Source organism: Marinobacterium nitratireducens, assembly GCF_014645375.1.
Classification (GTDB): domain Bacteria; phylum Pseudomonadota; class Gammaproteobacteria; order Pseudomonadales; family Balneatricaceae; genus Marinobacterium_A; species Marinobacterium_A nitratireducens.
This window is the reverse complement of the sequence record NZ_BMLT01000003.1, coordinates 154,336-169,971: the sequence shown is the minus strand read 5'-3', so window position 1 is coordinate 169,971 and position 15,636 is coordinate 154,336. Positions and strand designations below refer to the sequence as shown.

Sequence of the window (15,636 nt, the reverse complement as noted above, 5' to 3'; positions counted from 1 at the left end):
GCACCGCGTAACCCGCAATATCGATCGTCGTGCAGATCGATTGGTTTCGGCTGGCAGGGCGTTTGTTGGGTTACGCCCTTCGGGCTGCACCCAACCTACGGGTTCCGAACTGGCACATCGCCCATCGAAAGCACGAACCGGAGGGTGGGTTTGGCATCAGCGGGAAAAGGAAAGGACGCGCAGCGAAGGCTGCGCGCAGGGAGGGAAGGCGGCGATCAGATGGAGATCAGCACCGATTTGACTTCGGTGTAGTGGTGGATCACTTCGGCACCCATTTCACGGCCGAGACCGGACTGCTTGTAGCCGCCGAACGGCAGTGCCGGGTCCAGCGCGGTATGGCAGTTGACCCAGACGCTGCCGGATTTGATCTTCGGAATCAGCTTGTGCACGGCGGAGAGGTTGTTGGACCAGATGCTGGCGCCGAGACCGTAGGGACTGTCGTTGGCCAGGCGCACCACGTCATCGAGGGTGTCGAACGGCATCGCGACCAGTACCGGGCCGAAGATCTCTTCCTGAACCAGCGGCGAGTGCTGATCGACGCCGGCTATCACGGTGGGCTTGACGAAGTAACCGGGACCGGCTTTTTCGCCGCCGGTGGTGATGATCGCGCCGTCCTCGCGCCCCTGCTCGATGTAGCCGAACACGCGCTCCTGCTGCCGCGCCGAGACCAGCGGTCCCATCTGCACCTGGGGGTCGAGGCCGTTGCCCAGGGTGATCTTTTCGGCAATCGAGGTGATATCGGCGACCAGACTGTCGTAGTGCTTGCGCTGGACGTACAGGCGGGAACCGGCGCAGCAGACCTGGCCATGGTTGAAGAAGATGGCGTTGGCGGCCCCCTGAGCGGCGACGCCAAGGTCGGCGTCGTCGAGCACGATGGTCGGCGACTTGCCGCCAAGCTCGAGGGTCACGCGGGTCATGGTGTCCATTGCCGCCTTGCCGATCATCTTGCCGACCGGGGTGGAACCGGTGAAGGTCAGCTTGTCGACGTCGGGGTGGCTGGACAGTGCAGCGCCGGCATTATGACCGTAACCCGTCACCACGTTGACAACCCCTGGCGGATAGCCGGCTTCGAGCGCCAGTTCACCCAGCGCCAGTGCGGTCAGCGGTGTGTCTTCGGCGGGCTTCAATACGACGGTGCAGCCGGTTGCCAGCGCCGGCGCCAGTTTCCACACCGACAGCAGCAACGGGAAGTTCCAGGCGACGATGGCGCCGACCACGCCGATCGGCTCGCGTTTGGTGTAGCCGTGGAACTGGGCGTCGGGCATGAAGGGTACCGAGACATCGACACTGCTGCCCTCGATCTTGGTGGCCCAGCCGGCCATGTAGCGCAGAAAGTTGATAGCAAGCTGCACATCGACCGCCCGGGCGACGCCGGCGCTCTTGCCGTTGTCGAGGCATTCCAGTTCGGCCAGCATGTCGGCGCGTTCCTCGACCAGGTCGGCCAGGCGCCACAGCAGGCGTTCACGCTCAACCGGCTTCATGCGGCTCCATACCGAGTCATCGAAGGTGCGGCGGGCACAGGCCACCGCCTGGTCGACATCGGCTTTGCCGGCACAGGCGACAGAGGTCAGCAATTCAGCAGTGGCGGGGTTGTAGACTTTCAGGCGCTCGCCGTCACGGGCCTCGGGGCGCTCGTCGCCGATAAGCAGGCGGTGTTCCTTGGCAATGAACTCGGCGGTGTCGGTCCGTAGCGTAAACGGATTCATGGGCTTCAAACCTCTGATTGTTAAAAGTGCAGCAGAACTGTCGCAATCGATATGCCAACTTCCATATTTATCGTAACTGTCTGAAAATAAACGATATATGAGAAGCCTCTTTGCCATGGCGCCCGCTGTGGTGGTCAGTGTCTGTTTCAGTCTGAGACGACTGTAAGAATTTGATTCACTCCATTTCGCCCGCTGTCAGGTGCCCTGACGGAGCCTCACTGTATCAGTCTCAGACAGCTGTCACGCAATTGAACACTGGTATTGCCGCGTGACAGAGGCTCAATCCTGCCTGTTGTTACTAAATCATTGAAATAAAATGAATATTGCTCTTTGGCACGGCGCGTGCTGGGTAGGTTTGGTGAGTCAGAACCCGGACGCGTGGATCTGTTCCAGGGATCCGCCGCCGCCAAGCCCGGTTGTACTAAGGAGGTCCAATGTTAAAAAGAAGAAGATTGCCCCATGCGCTGAGCCTGCTGTCGGTCGCGATGCTGGCAGCCTCGGTCAATGCGCAGGCGCAGGGCGACGCCGAAACCGTGATGGCGCAAACCTGCGCCGCCTGCCACAGCAGCGATAAAGAGGGTCAATACACCCGAATCGACAATCAGCGCAAGACGCCGGAAGGCTGGCTGATGACCATCGCCCGTATGCAGGTGATGCATGGTCTCAAGATCAGCGACGAAGACCGCCGTACGGTGGTGAAGTACCTGGCGGACCGCCAGGGACTGGCCCCCGATGAAACCGAAGGCTCCCGCTACGCCCTCGAGCGTCGCCTGAATACTCTCGAGACTTTCGATTCCCAGCAGTTCACCGAAACCTGCGCCCGTTGTCACTCCGGCGCGCGGGTCGAGTTGCAGCGCCGGCCGGCAGAGGAGTGGGAACACCTGGTCCACTTCCACCTCGGGCAGTGGCCGTCCCTCGAATATCAGGCACTGTCCCGCGACCGCGACTGGCTACCGCTGGCACTGAACGAAATGGTGCCGGAGCTGGCGGCGCAGCTGCCGCTTGAGACCGACGCCTGGACGAAGTGGCAGCTGGCCGACAAACCGCAGCCGGCCGGCCAGTGGCGCTTGGCCGGGCATATGCCGGGACGCGGTTCGATGAGCGGCGTGATGAGCGTCGAAGCCCAGGGCAAGGATGTCTACAGCCTGAACTTCGAAGGCCGCTATGCCGACGGCACCCCGATCAACGGCAAGGGACAGGCGATTGTCTATACCGGCTACGAGTGGCGCGGCGATCTCGAAATTGACGGCACTCCGATGCGGCAGGTGTTCGCGCTTGCCGGCGGTCGTCTCGAGGGCCGGATGTTCGAAACCCTGCACGACGAAGTCGGTTTCGATATCTCCGGTGCGCGTATCGACAGCGGCGAGCAGGCTTTGCTGGCGCTGCAGCCGTCCTTCCTCAAGAGCGGCGAAAGCGCCGAACTGACCCTGGTCGGTACCGGGCTCGGGGGGCAGCCGGATTTCGGCGACGGCGTCGAAGTGGAGGAGGTGCTCGCGAGCAGCGCCACCGAAATGCGCGTCCGCGTTAAGGTCGCAGATGGTGCCAGCGGTGTGCGCGAAGTGCGCATCGGTGATTCGGATACCCAGTCCCTGAGTCTCTACGACCGTATCGACAGCGTCCGCGTGGTGCCCGACTACAGCGTTTCGCGCATCGGCGGCAACGGCAGTTCGACGCCCAAGGTGTACGGCCTGTTCGATGCCGAAGCCTGGTCGGCCGGCGCCGACGGCGAAACCGGCACCGCGGACGACTATCGCATCGGCGTGGTGCCGGCCACCTGGCGCGTCGAGCCGTTTGACGAGCGCGCCGCCGAGGATGAGGACGTGCGTTTCGCCGGCACCATGGATGCGGCCACCGGACGCTTCACCCCCGGCGCGGCCGGCCCCAACCCGGAGCGCCGCATGAGCACCAACAACGCCGGCAACCTCAAGGTGATCGCCGAGGTCGCGGATGGCGAGCGCACCCTGTCCGGCAGCGGTCAGATGATCGTCACCGTGCAGCGCTGGAACAACCCGCCGATTCCCTGATCGGCAGTCGGGTTTGGATTTCTGGCACTGACGATAACCACAAGATGAGGATGCACCCATGGGCGCACAATTGAATCTTGTAGAAAAGAACCTGCATGAGGTTCGGGTCGGCGACGACCGGATGCTGTTTCATATACCCAGCAGCTCGCTGTTCGCGCTGGATCCCCTGAGCGGCACCATTATCGACCGCCTGCGCAGCGGTGGGCGCGCAATCGAGGATTTCGTCGCCCAGATGGCCGGCGACTTTCCGCTCGAGGATGTCCGCGACACCCTGAACGAACTGCGTGCGCTGGAGGTGGTCAGCGACGGCAGCCCGCTGACCGACGAGATCGGTACCCGGCGGGTCGACAGCTTCCCGCTGACGACCCTGGTACTGAATGTCAACACCGGCTGCAATCTCAGCTGCACCTACTGCTACAAGGAAGACCTCGACACCCCGTCGGCGGGCAAGCGCATGAGCTTCGAGACGGCGAAGGACTCGGTCGAGATGCTGCTGCGCGAGTCGCCCAACGAGAAGCGATACAGCATCGTCTTCTTCGGCGGCGAGCCGCTCAGCAACCGGCGCCTGATCGAAGAGGTCGTGACCTACTGCGAGGAGCGTTTCGCGGCGCTGGGCAAGCAGGTCGAGTTCATCATGACCACCAATGCCACGCTGCTGAACGACGATATCGTCGACTGGCTCAACCGCCACCGCTTCGGTCTGTCGATCAGCATGGACGGCCCCCAGGCGATTCACGACAAGAACCGCATCACGGTCGGCGGGCAGGGCACCTATGCCGTGGTCCGGCGCAAGGTGGACCGGCTGCTGGAGCGTTACCATGCCCGCCCGATAGGCGCGCGCGTCACCCTGACCACCGGTGTCACCGATATCGAGCGGATCTGGGATCACCTGTTCAACGAGGTCGGCTTCGCCGAGGTGGGTTTCGCCCCGGTGACCTCCGGCGATATCAGCAGCTTCAACCTCTCGGGCGAGGAGCTGGTCGAGGTGTTCGCCGGCATGAAACGGCTCGGGCGGCGTTATCTCGAAGCTGCGCTGGAGCACCGTAATATCGGTTTTTCCAACCTGCACCAGCTGATCACCGATCTGCACGAGGGCCACAAAAAGGCGCTTCCCTGCGGCGCCGGTCTCAAGATGCTGGCGGTGGATCACGAAGGTGATCTGAATCTCTGCCACCGCTTCACCGGTTCTTCGTTGCCGACCTTCGGTGATGTCCGCAGCGGCGTGCAGCACGAACAGCTTGGCGACTTCCTGTCGCAGCGACTGGATCGCACCGACACCGGCTGTGCCGACTGCCGGATCCGCAACCTCTGTTCAGGCGGCTGCTATCACGAGAGCTACGCGCGCTACGGCGATCCGGCGCATCCGACCTATCACTATTGCGATCTGATGCGGGACTGGGTCGATTTCGGTATCGAGGTATATACCCGAATCATGGCCGAAAACCCCGCCTTCATCGACCAATACATCACACCGCGCCAGGCCCACTGAGGCGGCGGGGCGTGCACGGAGACAGACCATGAAACATCTCAAAGCGATCAACAAGAAGGCGCGGCTGCTGGACGGCGCCGTGCAGGAAGACAGTGTCGAAGAGGTGGTGGCGATGAGCTCGCTGGCCGGCTGCACCGCGACCACGGATCCGGGCTGGGAAATCGACGCCTTCGGCTCGGTCACCTCGCTGTGCCAGCCGATGGAGTCCGACCTGTACGGCTGCGCCGACCCCTGCTGGTGGCCGGCGCAGGTGCCGGACATGATGAACACCTACCCGGACTGGAACAAGGATGCGATGAACTCCGAAGCGGACTGGCGCAACCTCGGCACCGTCTTCCCCAAGGACAAGTAACGACAGCACAGAGCGAGATGGCAATGACACCACAGAACAAGATTTTTGCCGCCCCCCTGGGGCTGCTGATGACGGCGGTCGTACTTGGCAGCGGGCCGGTACAGGCTGCGGCGCTGGAATCCGGCAAGGAGTACATGGCGGTTACCAATTACCCCAACAATGTGCACGTGCTGGATCTGGACAGCGATACGCTGATCAAGAGCTGCCAGCTGCCGGACGCTTTCGGCCCCGGTACGCTGCAGATGGCGCCGGACAAGCATACCGCCTATATCCTCAACAACCACTACGAGGATATCTACGGCGTCGATCTGGACAGCTGCGAGCTGGTGTTCCACGCGAAGATGTCCCAGGCGCCGAACGAGCGCACCAAGACGCTGTTCTCCTTCGCCGTCAGCCCGGATGGCAAGGAGTTATATGCAGTGCAGAACCCGACCGAACTGCACCGCGATCACTACCGCGTACAGCCGCCGCGGCTGGCCGTGTACGACACCGCCGCCGGGCTCGACGCCAAGCCGGTGCGCACCTTCGAGGCGCCGCGCCAGGTGACGGTGATGCAGACCGGCGCGGACGGCTCGCTCTACATGGTCGGCCCGGACGTTTACAAAATGAACGTCGAGACCGGCGAGCGCGAAGTGGCGATCCCGAGCCGCAACTGGCAGCGACCGAACTATACGCCGCCGGATGTGCTGAGCGTCTGGCCGATCCAGACCGCGACGCGGGATTTCACCTTCATGTACACCACCGCCCGTTTCCAGGACGAGACGCAGAACCTCGAAACCGCCGACTGGCTGTGGGGCTACATGAATATCAACCTGGATACCGGCGAAACCGAAACCCGTGATTTCGGGCCCATCACCGAGGTCTACTTCACCGGTACGCGCTCGCCGAAAGACCCCAACCTGATGTTCGGCGTGCTGAACCGGTTGACCAAGTACGATGTCGAGAAGCAGGAACTGATTCAGGCCGCCGAGCTCGATCACTCCTACTACTGCATCGCCATCAACGGCGCCGGCGACAAGGTCTATCTCGCCGGGACCTTCAACGACGTGGCGATCTACGACGCCGATTCGCTGGAGAAAATCGGCAATATCGAACTGCCTGGCGGCGATATGGCGATCACCTCCTCGCAGATCTTCGTGCGCTGAGCACGACCTTCAGGCCGCCCGGCACGTTTCGCGTGCCGGGCGGCCGGGGAACCTGCGAACAAGTCCCAATGAGGCTCTGGCTTGCAGCGCGGGCCGGAATCGCGGCGCCGTTTCGAAGGCATGCTGGTGGCCTGTCGAGAAGCGGCAACAAAGAGTCCGGTTCGCGCTGCAAGCCCCGAAGGGCGGGCTCTGAAGCATGCATCTGCTGTGTTGCAGTGCTTGAAAAGGACTACGGCCAAAGTGCCCTTTAGGGTATTCCCTGCACACTGCGCCGTGCATCTGCACGCTTCAGAGCCCGTAGAGACCAAATGGGACTTGTTCGCAGGCTCCCTTGTGTTAGATTCGGAAGATAACAATAAGCGTTATCCCTAATAATGGAGTGTCCGTTGTGCGCTCTGCCGGGATTACAACGATGACGAGGCATCAAGATGCGACCGAATCTTCATCCGGCACTCGAAAGCGATCCGCTTAACAGCGTGCGCCGCGCCCGCGAGAGCCTGCGCTCCTGCGGCGAAATCCCCGAGGGGGTGCTGCGCGACGAGATCGAGGCGTCCTGGCGCCGCAGTCTCTGCGCCGGGCTCAGTGTGCGCGATGCCTTCGATGCCGGTGCCCGGGTGGCCGGCACCCGCGATCTGCTCGATCGACACCGCGACCTGATTCACCACGCCGCTCCGGAAATGGAGCAGCTGGCGCGTCAGGTCGGCGACAGTGGTCTGGTGGTGCTGGCCAACTCCGACGCCGTCATTCTCGGGACCGAGGGCTGCCGCGACAAGTCGATGCGTTCCCGCTACGGACTGATTCCCGGCGCCTGCTGGAGCGAACAGGCACGCGGCACCAACGCCCTTGGCACCGCCATCGTCGATGCCCGTCCGACGCTGGTCAACTGTACCGAGCATTTTCTCGATCCCGTCACCCGTTTTTCCTGCACCTCGGCGCCGATTTTCGATGCCGACGGCGGTGTGATCGGCGTGCTCGACATGACCCGCGAGGGGCCGCTGGTGCAGCCCGGCGACAGCCTGGGGATAATCCAGCTTGCAGCCCATGGCATCGAAAACCGCATGTTTGCCCATCGCTTCCCGGACCAGGTGGTGCTGGCGTTCCACAGCCGGCAGCAGTACCTGGGCTCGGTCTGGCACGGTTTGATGGCGCTCGGCCTCGATGGCCGGGTGCTGGCCCTGAACGAGCAGGCCTGCCAGCTGCTGGGGCGGCGCCGCGAGTCGGTTGTCGGCAACAATGTCGAGGAGGTGCTGGGCGAAAAGATCGAAACCCTGCTGTCGCTGCGCCTGAAAGACGGGTGCGGCAGCATCCATACCCGCCGGGGCGAGCTGTTCTGCGAACTGCTGCAGTTCCCGCGCAGCCTGCCGGGCCTGCGGGTGCCGGCGGCGCGATCCGGACGTCCGGCGCGCCCGCCCTGTCCCGACCTTGGCCGCCTGGCCGGCGGCGACGAGCGTCTGGCGCGGTCCCTGCGCATCGGCGCGCGGGCGCTGGCGGCGGACGTACCGGTGCTGCTCAACGGCGAAACCGGTACCGGCAAGGAAGTGGTGGCCCGTGCGCTGCACGATGCCAGCGACCGCGCCGGCAAGCCCTTCATCGCGGTCAACTGCGCGGCGATTCCGGAAGGCCTGATCGAGTCGGAGCTGTTCGGTTATCGCGAGGGCGCCTTCACCGGCTCGCGCAAGGGTGGCATGGTCGGACGCTTCCAGCAGGCCAATGGCGGTACCCTGTTTCTCGACGAGATCGGCGATATGCCGCTGGCGCTGCAGGCGCGCTTGCTGCGGGTGTTGCAGGAGCGGGTGGTGGCGCCACTCGGTGGCGGCGAGGAAGTGGCGCTGGATATCGCACTGATCTGCGCGACCCATCACGATCTGCGGCAGCGCGTGAAGGCCGGTGACTTTCGCGAGGACCTGTTCTACCGCCTCAATGGCGTCGCCGTGCGGTTGCTGTCGCTGCGTGAGCGTCAGGACCTGGCGGCGCTGGCCGCGCAGCTGCTGGCGGGCCTCGGCGCCGATGGCGTGGAGCTCGACGCCGAGGTGCTGCGGCTGTTCGAGTCCTACGACTGGCCGGGCAATATCCGCCAGCTGGAAATGGTGCTGAAAACCGCCGTTGCGCTGCTCGAGCCCGGCGAGCGCAGCATCGGCAGCGACCACCTCACCGACGATTTTCTCGAACAGCTGCTGACGCCGGCGCGCAACCACACCGGCAGTCTGCGTGAAGCTGAACTCGAACAGATCAGAGCCACCCTCGAACAGCACCGCGGCAATGTGTCCGCCGCCGCCGCGGCGCTCGGCATCAGCCGCGCCACCCTGTACCGCAAGCTCCGGCAGCTCGAAAACCAGCCCGGATCCTGCGGCGAAGGTGCCTGATCGAGTCGGGGCACTGTCGCTCGTCACGCCAACGTGATACAAAAAACGTCCGCTTCAGGTTTGGAATGGGTCGCGACAGGCCCGCCCATCCTGTGAACCCCGGTTTCCCCGTTTCGCCGATCCTGCGCTGAGCGGCGGATACCGTCAATTCGACATTCGGAATCGAGCATGATCGACTGGCTGGTGCGTGCGATCCACGCCGGCAACCGTGAGCAGTTGAAGAGGGGCTTCGAGTGGCTCTACGGCTTCGTGCGCCCCCAGCGGCGTGCTATCGGCGGGCTCCTGGCGCTGTCGCTGCTGGGCTCGTTACTGGTGCTGCTGCAGCCCTGGCTGACCAAACTGCTGATCGACGATGGGCTGCTGGCCCGCGACTACGGCATGCTGGTGACGATGGCTCTGACGATGATACTGGTCGGGGTGCTCGGCACCGCGCTCGGCGGCGTGAACCGTTATCTGCATACCCGGCTGTCGGGCAAGATCCTGTTCGCGCTGCGCGGCGACCTCTACGCCCATTTGCAGAAACTGTCCCCGGCCTTCTTCGGTCAGCGCCGTATCGGCGACCTGCTGTCGCGTATCGACGGCGATGTCGCCGAGATCCAGCGCTTCGCCGTCGACAGCCTGTTTTCGGCGGTGAGCAGCGTGATCGGGCTGGTCGGCGCCCTGTTCATGCTGCTGACGCTGTCGCCGCAGCTTTCTCTGCTGGTGCTGGTGCTGATTCCGCTGGAGATTCTCTGGCTGCGCTGGATGCGGCGCAAGGTGGAGCACCGCGCGCGGCGGCTCAGGGAGCGCTCGGCGGACGTCTCCAGCTTTCTGGTCGAAACCCTGCCGGCGATGAAATTCATCCAGTCGGTGGGGCAGGAGGGACGGGAGCGTGACCGCCTCGATCACCACAGCGACAACTATCTCGGCGACCTGCTGAAACTGCAGGTCACCGAGTTTTTCACCCATGCGATTCCCGGCACGCTGACGTCGATGACCCGCGCCGCGGCCTTTCTGATCGGTGGCTGGTGGGTGATCAACGGTCAGTGGCAGCTCGGTTCGCTGATCGCCTTTTCCACTTACCTGGGTATGGCGACAGGCCCGGTCAACAGCCTGCTCGGCCTCTACGTCGCCATCCAGCGCATGAGCGTGAGCCTTGGCCGCGTCAGCGAACTGCGTCAGGCGCCGGTAACCGTGGATTCGGCCGGTGTGCCACTGGAGCTGCCGGAGAGACTGCGCGGCGATCTCGAGTTCAGCGACCTGTCGTTCGCCTACCCGGGGCGCGACGCCCCGGTGTTCGAAGCGGTGAACTGCCGCATCGAGGCGGGCCAGAAGGTAGCCCTCAGCGGGGCTTCGGGCGTTGGCAAGTCGACGCTGATCGACCTGCTGCAGCGCCATTTCGATCCGGGCAGCGGCAGCATCCGTCTCGACGGCATCGATCTGCGGCGCCTGCACCTGTCGGACCTGCGCCGCGCCGTGGCGGTGGTGAGTCAGGAGATCACGCTGTTTCGCGGAACCCTGGCGGACAACATTCGCTACGCGGCGCCCGGGGCCAGCGATGAGCAGGTGCTGGAAGCGGCGCGACAGGCGCGTCTTGGCGATATGATCGAAAGACTGCCGCAGGGGATCGATACCCTGATGGGTGAACGTGGTCAGCAGCTTTCCGGCGGTCAGCGCCAGCGTATCGCCATCGCCCGTGCGTTGCTGCAGCAGCCGGCGGTACTGGTGCTGGACGAGGCGACCTCGGCGGTGGACGAGGCGACCGAGGCCGAGGTCATCGGCGCGGTCGACCGCCTGTTCGGTGGCCGTACCCGGATTCTGATCAGCCACCGGCGCAGCACCCTGGCCGGCGCCGATCGTACGCTGCTGATGGCCGACGGCAGACTGACGGAAGTCAGCGGCGAGGCGGTCGATGGCTGAAGCCCGCACCGAGGTACGGATCGGCATCGTCGACAGTGGCTGTCGCGCCGATCAGTTGCCCTGGGCCGATGATCAGGCGGCGTTCGTGATCGAAGAAGGGCAGCTGTGGCAGGGCGAGGCGGCCGCCGATGCCCTCGGGCACGGCAGCGCCATCGCCGATATCATCCGGGCCCAGGCTCCGGACGCACGCCTGGTCGTGGCGCAGGTGTTCGGTGAACGCTTTTCCACCACCACCGCACAGGTCGCAGCCGCGATCGACTGGCTGGTCGAGCAGCAGGTCGCCGTAATCAACCTCAGTCTCGGGTTGCGCCAGGACAGGCCGCAGCTGCGCGACGCCTGCGAGCGTGCGCTGAAGGCGGGCGTACTGCTGTGCGCGGCGAGTCCCGCACGGGGAGACCCGGTGTATCCATCCGCCTATCCTGGCGTCTTTCGCATGACCGGCGACGCCCGCTGCGACCGCGACGAGGTGTCTCACCTCGAGACCGAGTTCGCCGACTTCGGCGGTCATGTGCGACCGCTTGACGGACGCCTCGGCGCGTCCGGTGCCAGCATGGGGTGCGCCCACCTCAGTGGTCTTCTGGCCCGCTACCTGACCGAAGGTGGCCGGCCCGGCGTCGGCAATGCCCGCCAGTGGCTGATCGACCGTGCCGCGTATCGCGGTCCCGAGCGGCGGCGCTGAGCCGCTGCTGCCGCGCCGAAATCCCGTGGTCCGAACGCTGTCGTTACATCCCGTTACAAAGTCGCCACAAATCAGCACATCGGTCGCGTAACTGGTTTACAGCGGCGCTTTAGGCTTGGGGCATCGATAAACCTTTCGCAGGCACGCCTGCGAACCGATGCACTGAGACCTCATGAAGAACAACAAGTTGATTCCTCACGCCCGTCGCCTCCTTGCTGCCGCGATCACCCTGTCCCTGGCCGGGCCTGCGGCGGCCTACAACCTTTACTCGGAAAACGGCGGCGAACTGAATCTCGATATCGAGGCCGTGGCCGGTATTTTCAGCAGCGAAGAGAATTACCTCTACGACGATGATCGCGGTGGTGCCGACTGGCAGGAGGCCTACATCAAGTACGGGGTTTCGGGTTCGCAGGCACTGGCGTCGGGCTCGTCGCTGTTCGGCGGGCTCAACCTGCTGTCGTCCGGCACCTGGGGCGACGGCGACGCCGGTGGTTTCACGTCCGGCGATGAAAGCGAAACCGACCTCGAAGATGCCTACCTGGGCTGGCGTTCCGGCAGCCTGCTGCCGGCCCTGGGTGAAAACGGTCTGGAATTCTCGTTTGGCCGCCAGAACTTCAGCATCGGTGACGGCTTTCTGATCAACGGCGACTCGCTGAACCTGGGCGATGCGCTCAACGGCGGTGGCTACGATTTCGACCGCGGCGGCGCCTACTGGCTGGCGGCGCGCAAGGCGTTCGATCGCACCGCAGTGGCGCGTGTCGGCGGCAGCGATGGGCTGCGTGCGGATCTGTTCTGGATCGAGTCCGACAACCCTGCCCAGGCCGATATGGAACTGGCCGGCATCAACGTCGAGCATGTCGCTGTCGCCGGTACCTTCGGCCTGACCTATATTGAAGGCTTGGATGTCGACGACAAGTACGCCGATGCGCTGGGTCTGACCCATCGCGACGGTCAGGAGACCCTGAGCCTGCGCTACCAGGGCAACGCCGGCGTCGAAAACCTGTTTCTGTCCGGCGAGTATGTCGACCAGCAGCAGGGCGATGATAGCCGTCCCGATGCCGATGCCTGGTATCTCGAAGCCGGCTGGACGTTTGCGGACCTGCCCTGGTCACCGAGCCTGAACTACCGCTATGCCGATTTCGACGAGGGCTTCGACCCGCTGTTCTTCGGCTTCAATCGCGGCTACGGCACCTGGTTCCAGGGTGAGGTGGCGGCCAACTACGCCGGCCCGTTCAACAGCGACGCGACCGTGCAGCACGTCGGCATCAAGGCCAGCCCGTCCGAGACGCTGTCGATTGGCGCGCTGTTCTTCGATTTCAGCGACACCGCCGCAGGCAGTGGCGCGCTCGATGGTCAGGAATGGGACCTGTACGCCGAATGGGTGGTCTCGGAACATCTTATACTGAGTCCGCTGGTCGGCTTCTACACACCGGACAACAGTGCTGCCGACGGAGGCACCCAGCTGGGCAGCGACGATACTAATACCTATGCGCAGCTGATTGCCATCGTGCCGTTCTGATGCGGCTGCGCCGACCCATTACATTGCCAGAGTCCTGACAACAGGAGTTCATAAATGAAAGACCAGTTCTCCCTTATCATCGGCGGCCAGAGCCTGGCCGGTGACCGCGGCACCTTCAAGGTGCTGAATCCCGCCACCGAGGAAACGCTTGCCGAATGCCCCTTCGCATCTCCCGAGCAGGTGGACCTGGCCGTAAAGACCGCCGGGGAAGCCTTCAAAACCTGGCAGCACAGCTCCGACGAGGAGCGTGTCGCGGCGCTTAACGCGATCGCAGACAAGTTCGAGGCGCACGCCGAGGAGCTGGCCGAAATCATTACCCTGGAGCAGGGCAAGCCGCTGGACGTGGCGCGCTTCGAGGTCGGTGGCGCCGTCGCCTGGACCCGCTACACCGCGTCGCTCGAGATCCCGGTCGAGGTGATCGAGGACAGTGACGTGCGCCGCGCCGAACTGCATCGCAAGCCGCTGGGTGTCGTCGGCTCGATTACGCCGTGGAACTGGCCGCTGATGATCGCGATCTGGCACGTCATGCCGGCGATCCGTACCGGCAATACCGTGGTGGTGAAGCCGTCGTCGATGACGCCCTTCAACACGCTGCGCATGGTCGAGCTGATGAACGAAGTGCTGCCGGCCGGCGTGATCAATATCGTCACCGGCGAGGGCGGTATCGGCAGCAGCATGGTACGGCACGAGGGCATTCGCAAGATCGTCTTCACCGGTTCCACGCCGACCGGCCAGACCATCATGCGCAACGCTGCAGACAACCTGAAGCGCCTGACCCTGGAGCTGGGCGGCAACGACGCCGGCATCGTGCTGCCGGACGCCGATATCGGCAAGCTGGCGCCGCGTCTCTTCCAGAGCGCTTTCATCAACATGGGACAGACCTGCGCGGCGCTGAAGCGTCTCTACGTGCATGACTCCCAGTACGATGCCCTGGTTGAGAAACTGGCGGAATTGGCGCGGGCGCAGAAAGTCGGATCCGGTATGGAAGAGGGTGTCACCTTCGGTCCGGTACAGAACGCAGAGCAGTTCCAGCTGGTATCGGAACTGGTGGAGGATGCGCGTCAGAACGGCGCCCGCGTCGTCACCGGTGGCGAGCGCCTCGGGGACCGGGGTTACTTCTACCCGCCGACCATCGTGGCCGATATCACCGACGGTACCCGTCTGGTCGACGAAGAGCAGTTCGGCCCGGCCCTGCCGGTGATCCGCTACAGCGATGTGGAAGATGCCATCCGCCGCGCCAACGACAACCCCAACGGTCTCGGTGGCTCGGTCTGGGGCACCGATATCGACAAGGCCAAAGCCGTGGCCGCACGTCTGGAAAGCGGTACCGCCTGGATCAACAACCACGCGGAGGTGCTGCCGCACTGCCCGTTCGGCGGCTGCAAGATGTCCGGTATCGGCACCGAGTTCGGTCTCGACGGCCTGCTCGAATACACCCAGAACCAGCTGATCAACATCAGCAAGGGTTGAGCGCAGAGCTGACGGTTATTCATCACCCCAGGACGGGACGCCTTCGGGCTTCCCGTCCAGTGACTTTTCGGGCCCCTAGGGCCCTTTTTTAATTTTTCGGTTGGGTCTAGCGACGCGGCCAGTTCGCCACCTGATCGCGCACGGCATCGTACGGGCGCACCGATATCGGTCCCACCCGGGGCCTGGCAATTAACGAAAGCTCCCCAAAACAGATGTTTAACACTTTTGGCCCACTTGATGCATTGCTTTGCTATGGCATCACTGAGGTTGCCCATGAAAAGACAAAGCTGGTGAAGACAACGCCAGCATAATAATCGACCAGGGCTGGGAGTGGGCAGAGAGCGCAGTAACGCTTTGGCCCTGGTTATCGGGGAGAGCACCATGCAAGCCGCAACCGCTATCGACCAGGGACCGTCCCAGACTTCTGCGGACCTGCAACCGCAGGCGCAGTATCATCTTTTTATCTGTGAGGGGGGAGGGCTGCGGGCGCTCAGTACCCTGATTGCAAAAGCCGCCTCGGCCAACCGTTCCGTACTGGTGGTCGGGCAGGGGAGCGATGCCGGCATCGAGTCCGCCTGTTATTGCAGCGAAGGACAGGCCGCGGCCGAGATCTGTGCGGTGCTGCTGCAGGCACCTCTGGACACGGCCATATACGTCGCCGGCAGTCAGAGTTTCCGGGAGGATGTGCAGAACCAGGCGCGCACGCTGGGGTTCAGTGACACCCAGATACGTATCTATACGCCGCAGTCGGCGCTGTATCGCGTGTTCTGCACGCACTGCTACACCAGCGCCGAATACCACCGCCATCAGGGCGTCGTCTGTCGCAACTGCAAGCGGTCGTTGAGGGTGAGGGAGCGCTATTCGCCGTATCTGGGAGCCTACGTCGGCGTAACAGCCAGGCCCGCGGTAGCGGAGGCTGGAGCGCCGGGGCGGGGCGATTGAGGGCGGCCGCTGCTCCGGCCAATGCGCCGGCTCGAAGTGTTGCACTGA

11 protein-coding genes are annotated in these 15,636 nt (G+C 63.9%); 10 read left to right on the top strand and 1 reads right to left on the bottom strand.

The window, feature by feature from the left end; genetic code table 11:
* Positions 1-215: 215 nt before the first annotated feature.
* On the bottom strand, positions 216-1,706 hold the full coding sequence (locus IEX85_RS06555) for an aldehyde dehydrogenase family protein (protein ID WP_188859676.1): 1,491 nt from the start codon (positions 1,704-1,706) through the stop codon (positions 216-218).
* Between the two features lie 434 nt (positions 1,707-2,140).
* On the opposite strand from IEX85_RS06555, the gene peaA reads away from it, so the two are divergent.
* The 10 genes from peaA (at position 2,141) to IEX85_RS06505 (ending at position 15,588) form a co-directional block, all read left to right on the top strand.
* Positions 2,141-3,730, top strand: a complete 1,590-nt coding sequence (gene peaA, locus IEX85_RS06550; RefSeq protein WP_188859674.1) for a quinohemoprotein amine dehydrogenase subunit alpha — start codon at positions 2,141-2,143, stop codon at positions 3,728-3,730.
* A gap of 58 nt (positions 3,731-3,788) precedes the next feature.
* Positions 3,789-5,219: a quinohemoprotein amine dehydrogenase maturation protein gene (gene peaB / locus IEX85_RS06545; protein ID WP_188859672.1), complete on the top strand. Its 1,431-nt coding sequence runs from the start codon at positions 3,789-3,791 to the stop codon at positions 5,217-5,219.
* Positions 5,220-5,247: 28 nt separating this feature from the next.
* Positions 5,248-5,571, top strand: a complete 324-nt coding sequence (gene qhpC, locus IEX85_RS06540; protein WP_188859671.1) for a quinohemoprotein amine dehydrogenase subunit gamma — start codon at positions 5,248-5,250, stop codon at positions 5,569-5,571.
* A 23-nt stretch (positions 5,572-5,594) separates the two neighbouring features.
* Positions 5,595-6,716 carry a quinohemoprotein amine dehydrogenase subunit beta gene (peaD, locus tag IEX85_RS06535; RefSeq protein ID WP_188859669.1) on the top strand — a complete coding sequence of 374 codons (1,122 nt, stop codon included), beginning with the start codon at positions 5,595-5,597 and terminating at the stop codon, positions 6,714-6,716.
* A 428-nt stretch (positions 6,717-7,144) separates the two neighbouring features.
* Positions 7,145-9,079: a sigma-54-dependent Fis family transcriptional regulator gene (locus IEX85_RS06530; protein ID WP_188859667.1), complete on the top strand. Its 1,935-nt coding sequence runs from the start codon at positions 7,145-7,147 to the stop codon at positions 9,077-9,079.
* A 168-nt stretch (positions 9,080-9,247) separates the two neighbouring features.
* The gene (locus IEX85_RS06525) at positions 9,248-10,978 is read left to right on the top strand and encodes an ABC transporter ATP-binding protein (RefSeq protein ID WP_188859666.1); all 1,731 of its coding nucleotides are present in this window, start codon (positions 9,248-9,250) and stop codon (positions 10,976-10,978) included.
* A complete protein-coding gene (qhpE, locus tag IEX85_RS06520) occupies positions 10,971-11,657 on the top strand; it encodes a subtilisin-like serine protease QhpE (RefSeq protein WP_188859664.1) in 687 nt (228 codons plus the stop codon). The genes IEX85_RS06525 and qhpE overlap by 8 nt, the downstream gene beginning before the upstream one ends.
* A gap of 172 nt (positions 11,658-11,829) precedes the next feature.
* Positions 11,830-13,176, top strand: coding sequence for an alginate export family protein (locus IEX85_RS06515; protein ID WP_188859662.1), 1,347 nt, complete (start codon positions 11,830-11,832; stop codon positions 13,174-13,176).
* A gap of 54 nt (positions 13,177-13,230) precedes the next feature.
* Entirely contained in the window at positions 13,231-14,646 is a 1,416-nt protein-coding gene (locus tag IEX85_RS06510) for an aldehyde dehydrogenase family protein (RefSeq protein ID WP_188859660.1), read from the top strand.
* Positions 14,647-15,027: 381 nt separating this feature from the next.
* Positions 15,028-15,588 carry a dimethylamine monooxygenase subunit DmmA family protein gene (locus tag IEX85_RS06505; RefSeq protein WP_188859659.1) on the top strand — a complete coding sequence of 187 codons (561 nt, stop codon included), beginning with the start codon at positions 15,028-15,030 and terminating at the stop codon, positions 15,586-15,588.
* Positions 15,589-15,636: the final 48 nt, after the last annotated feature.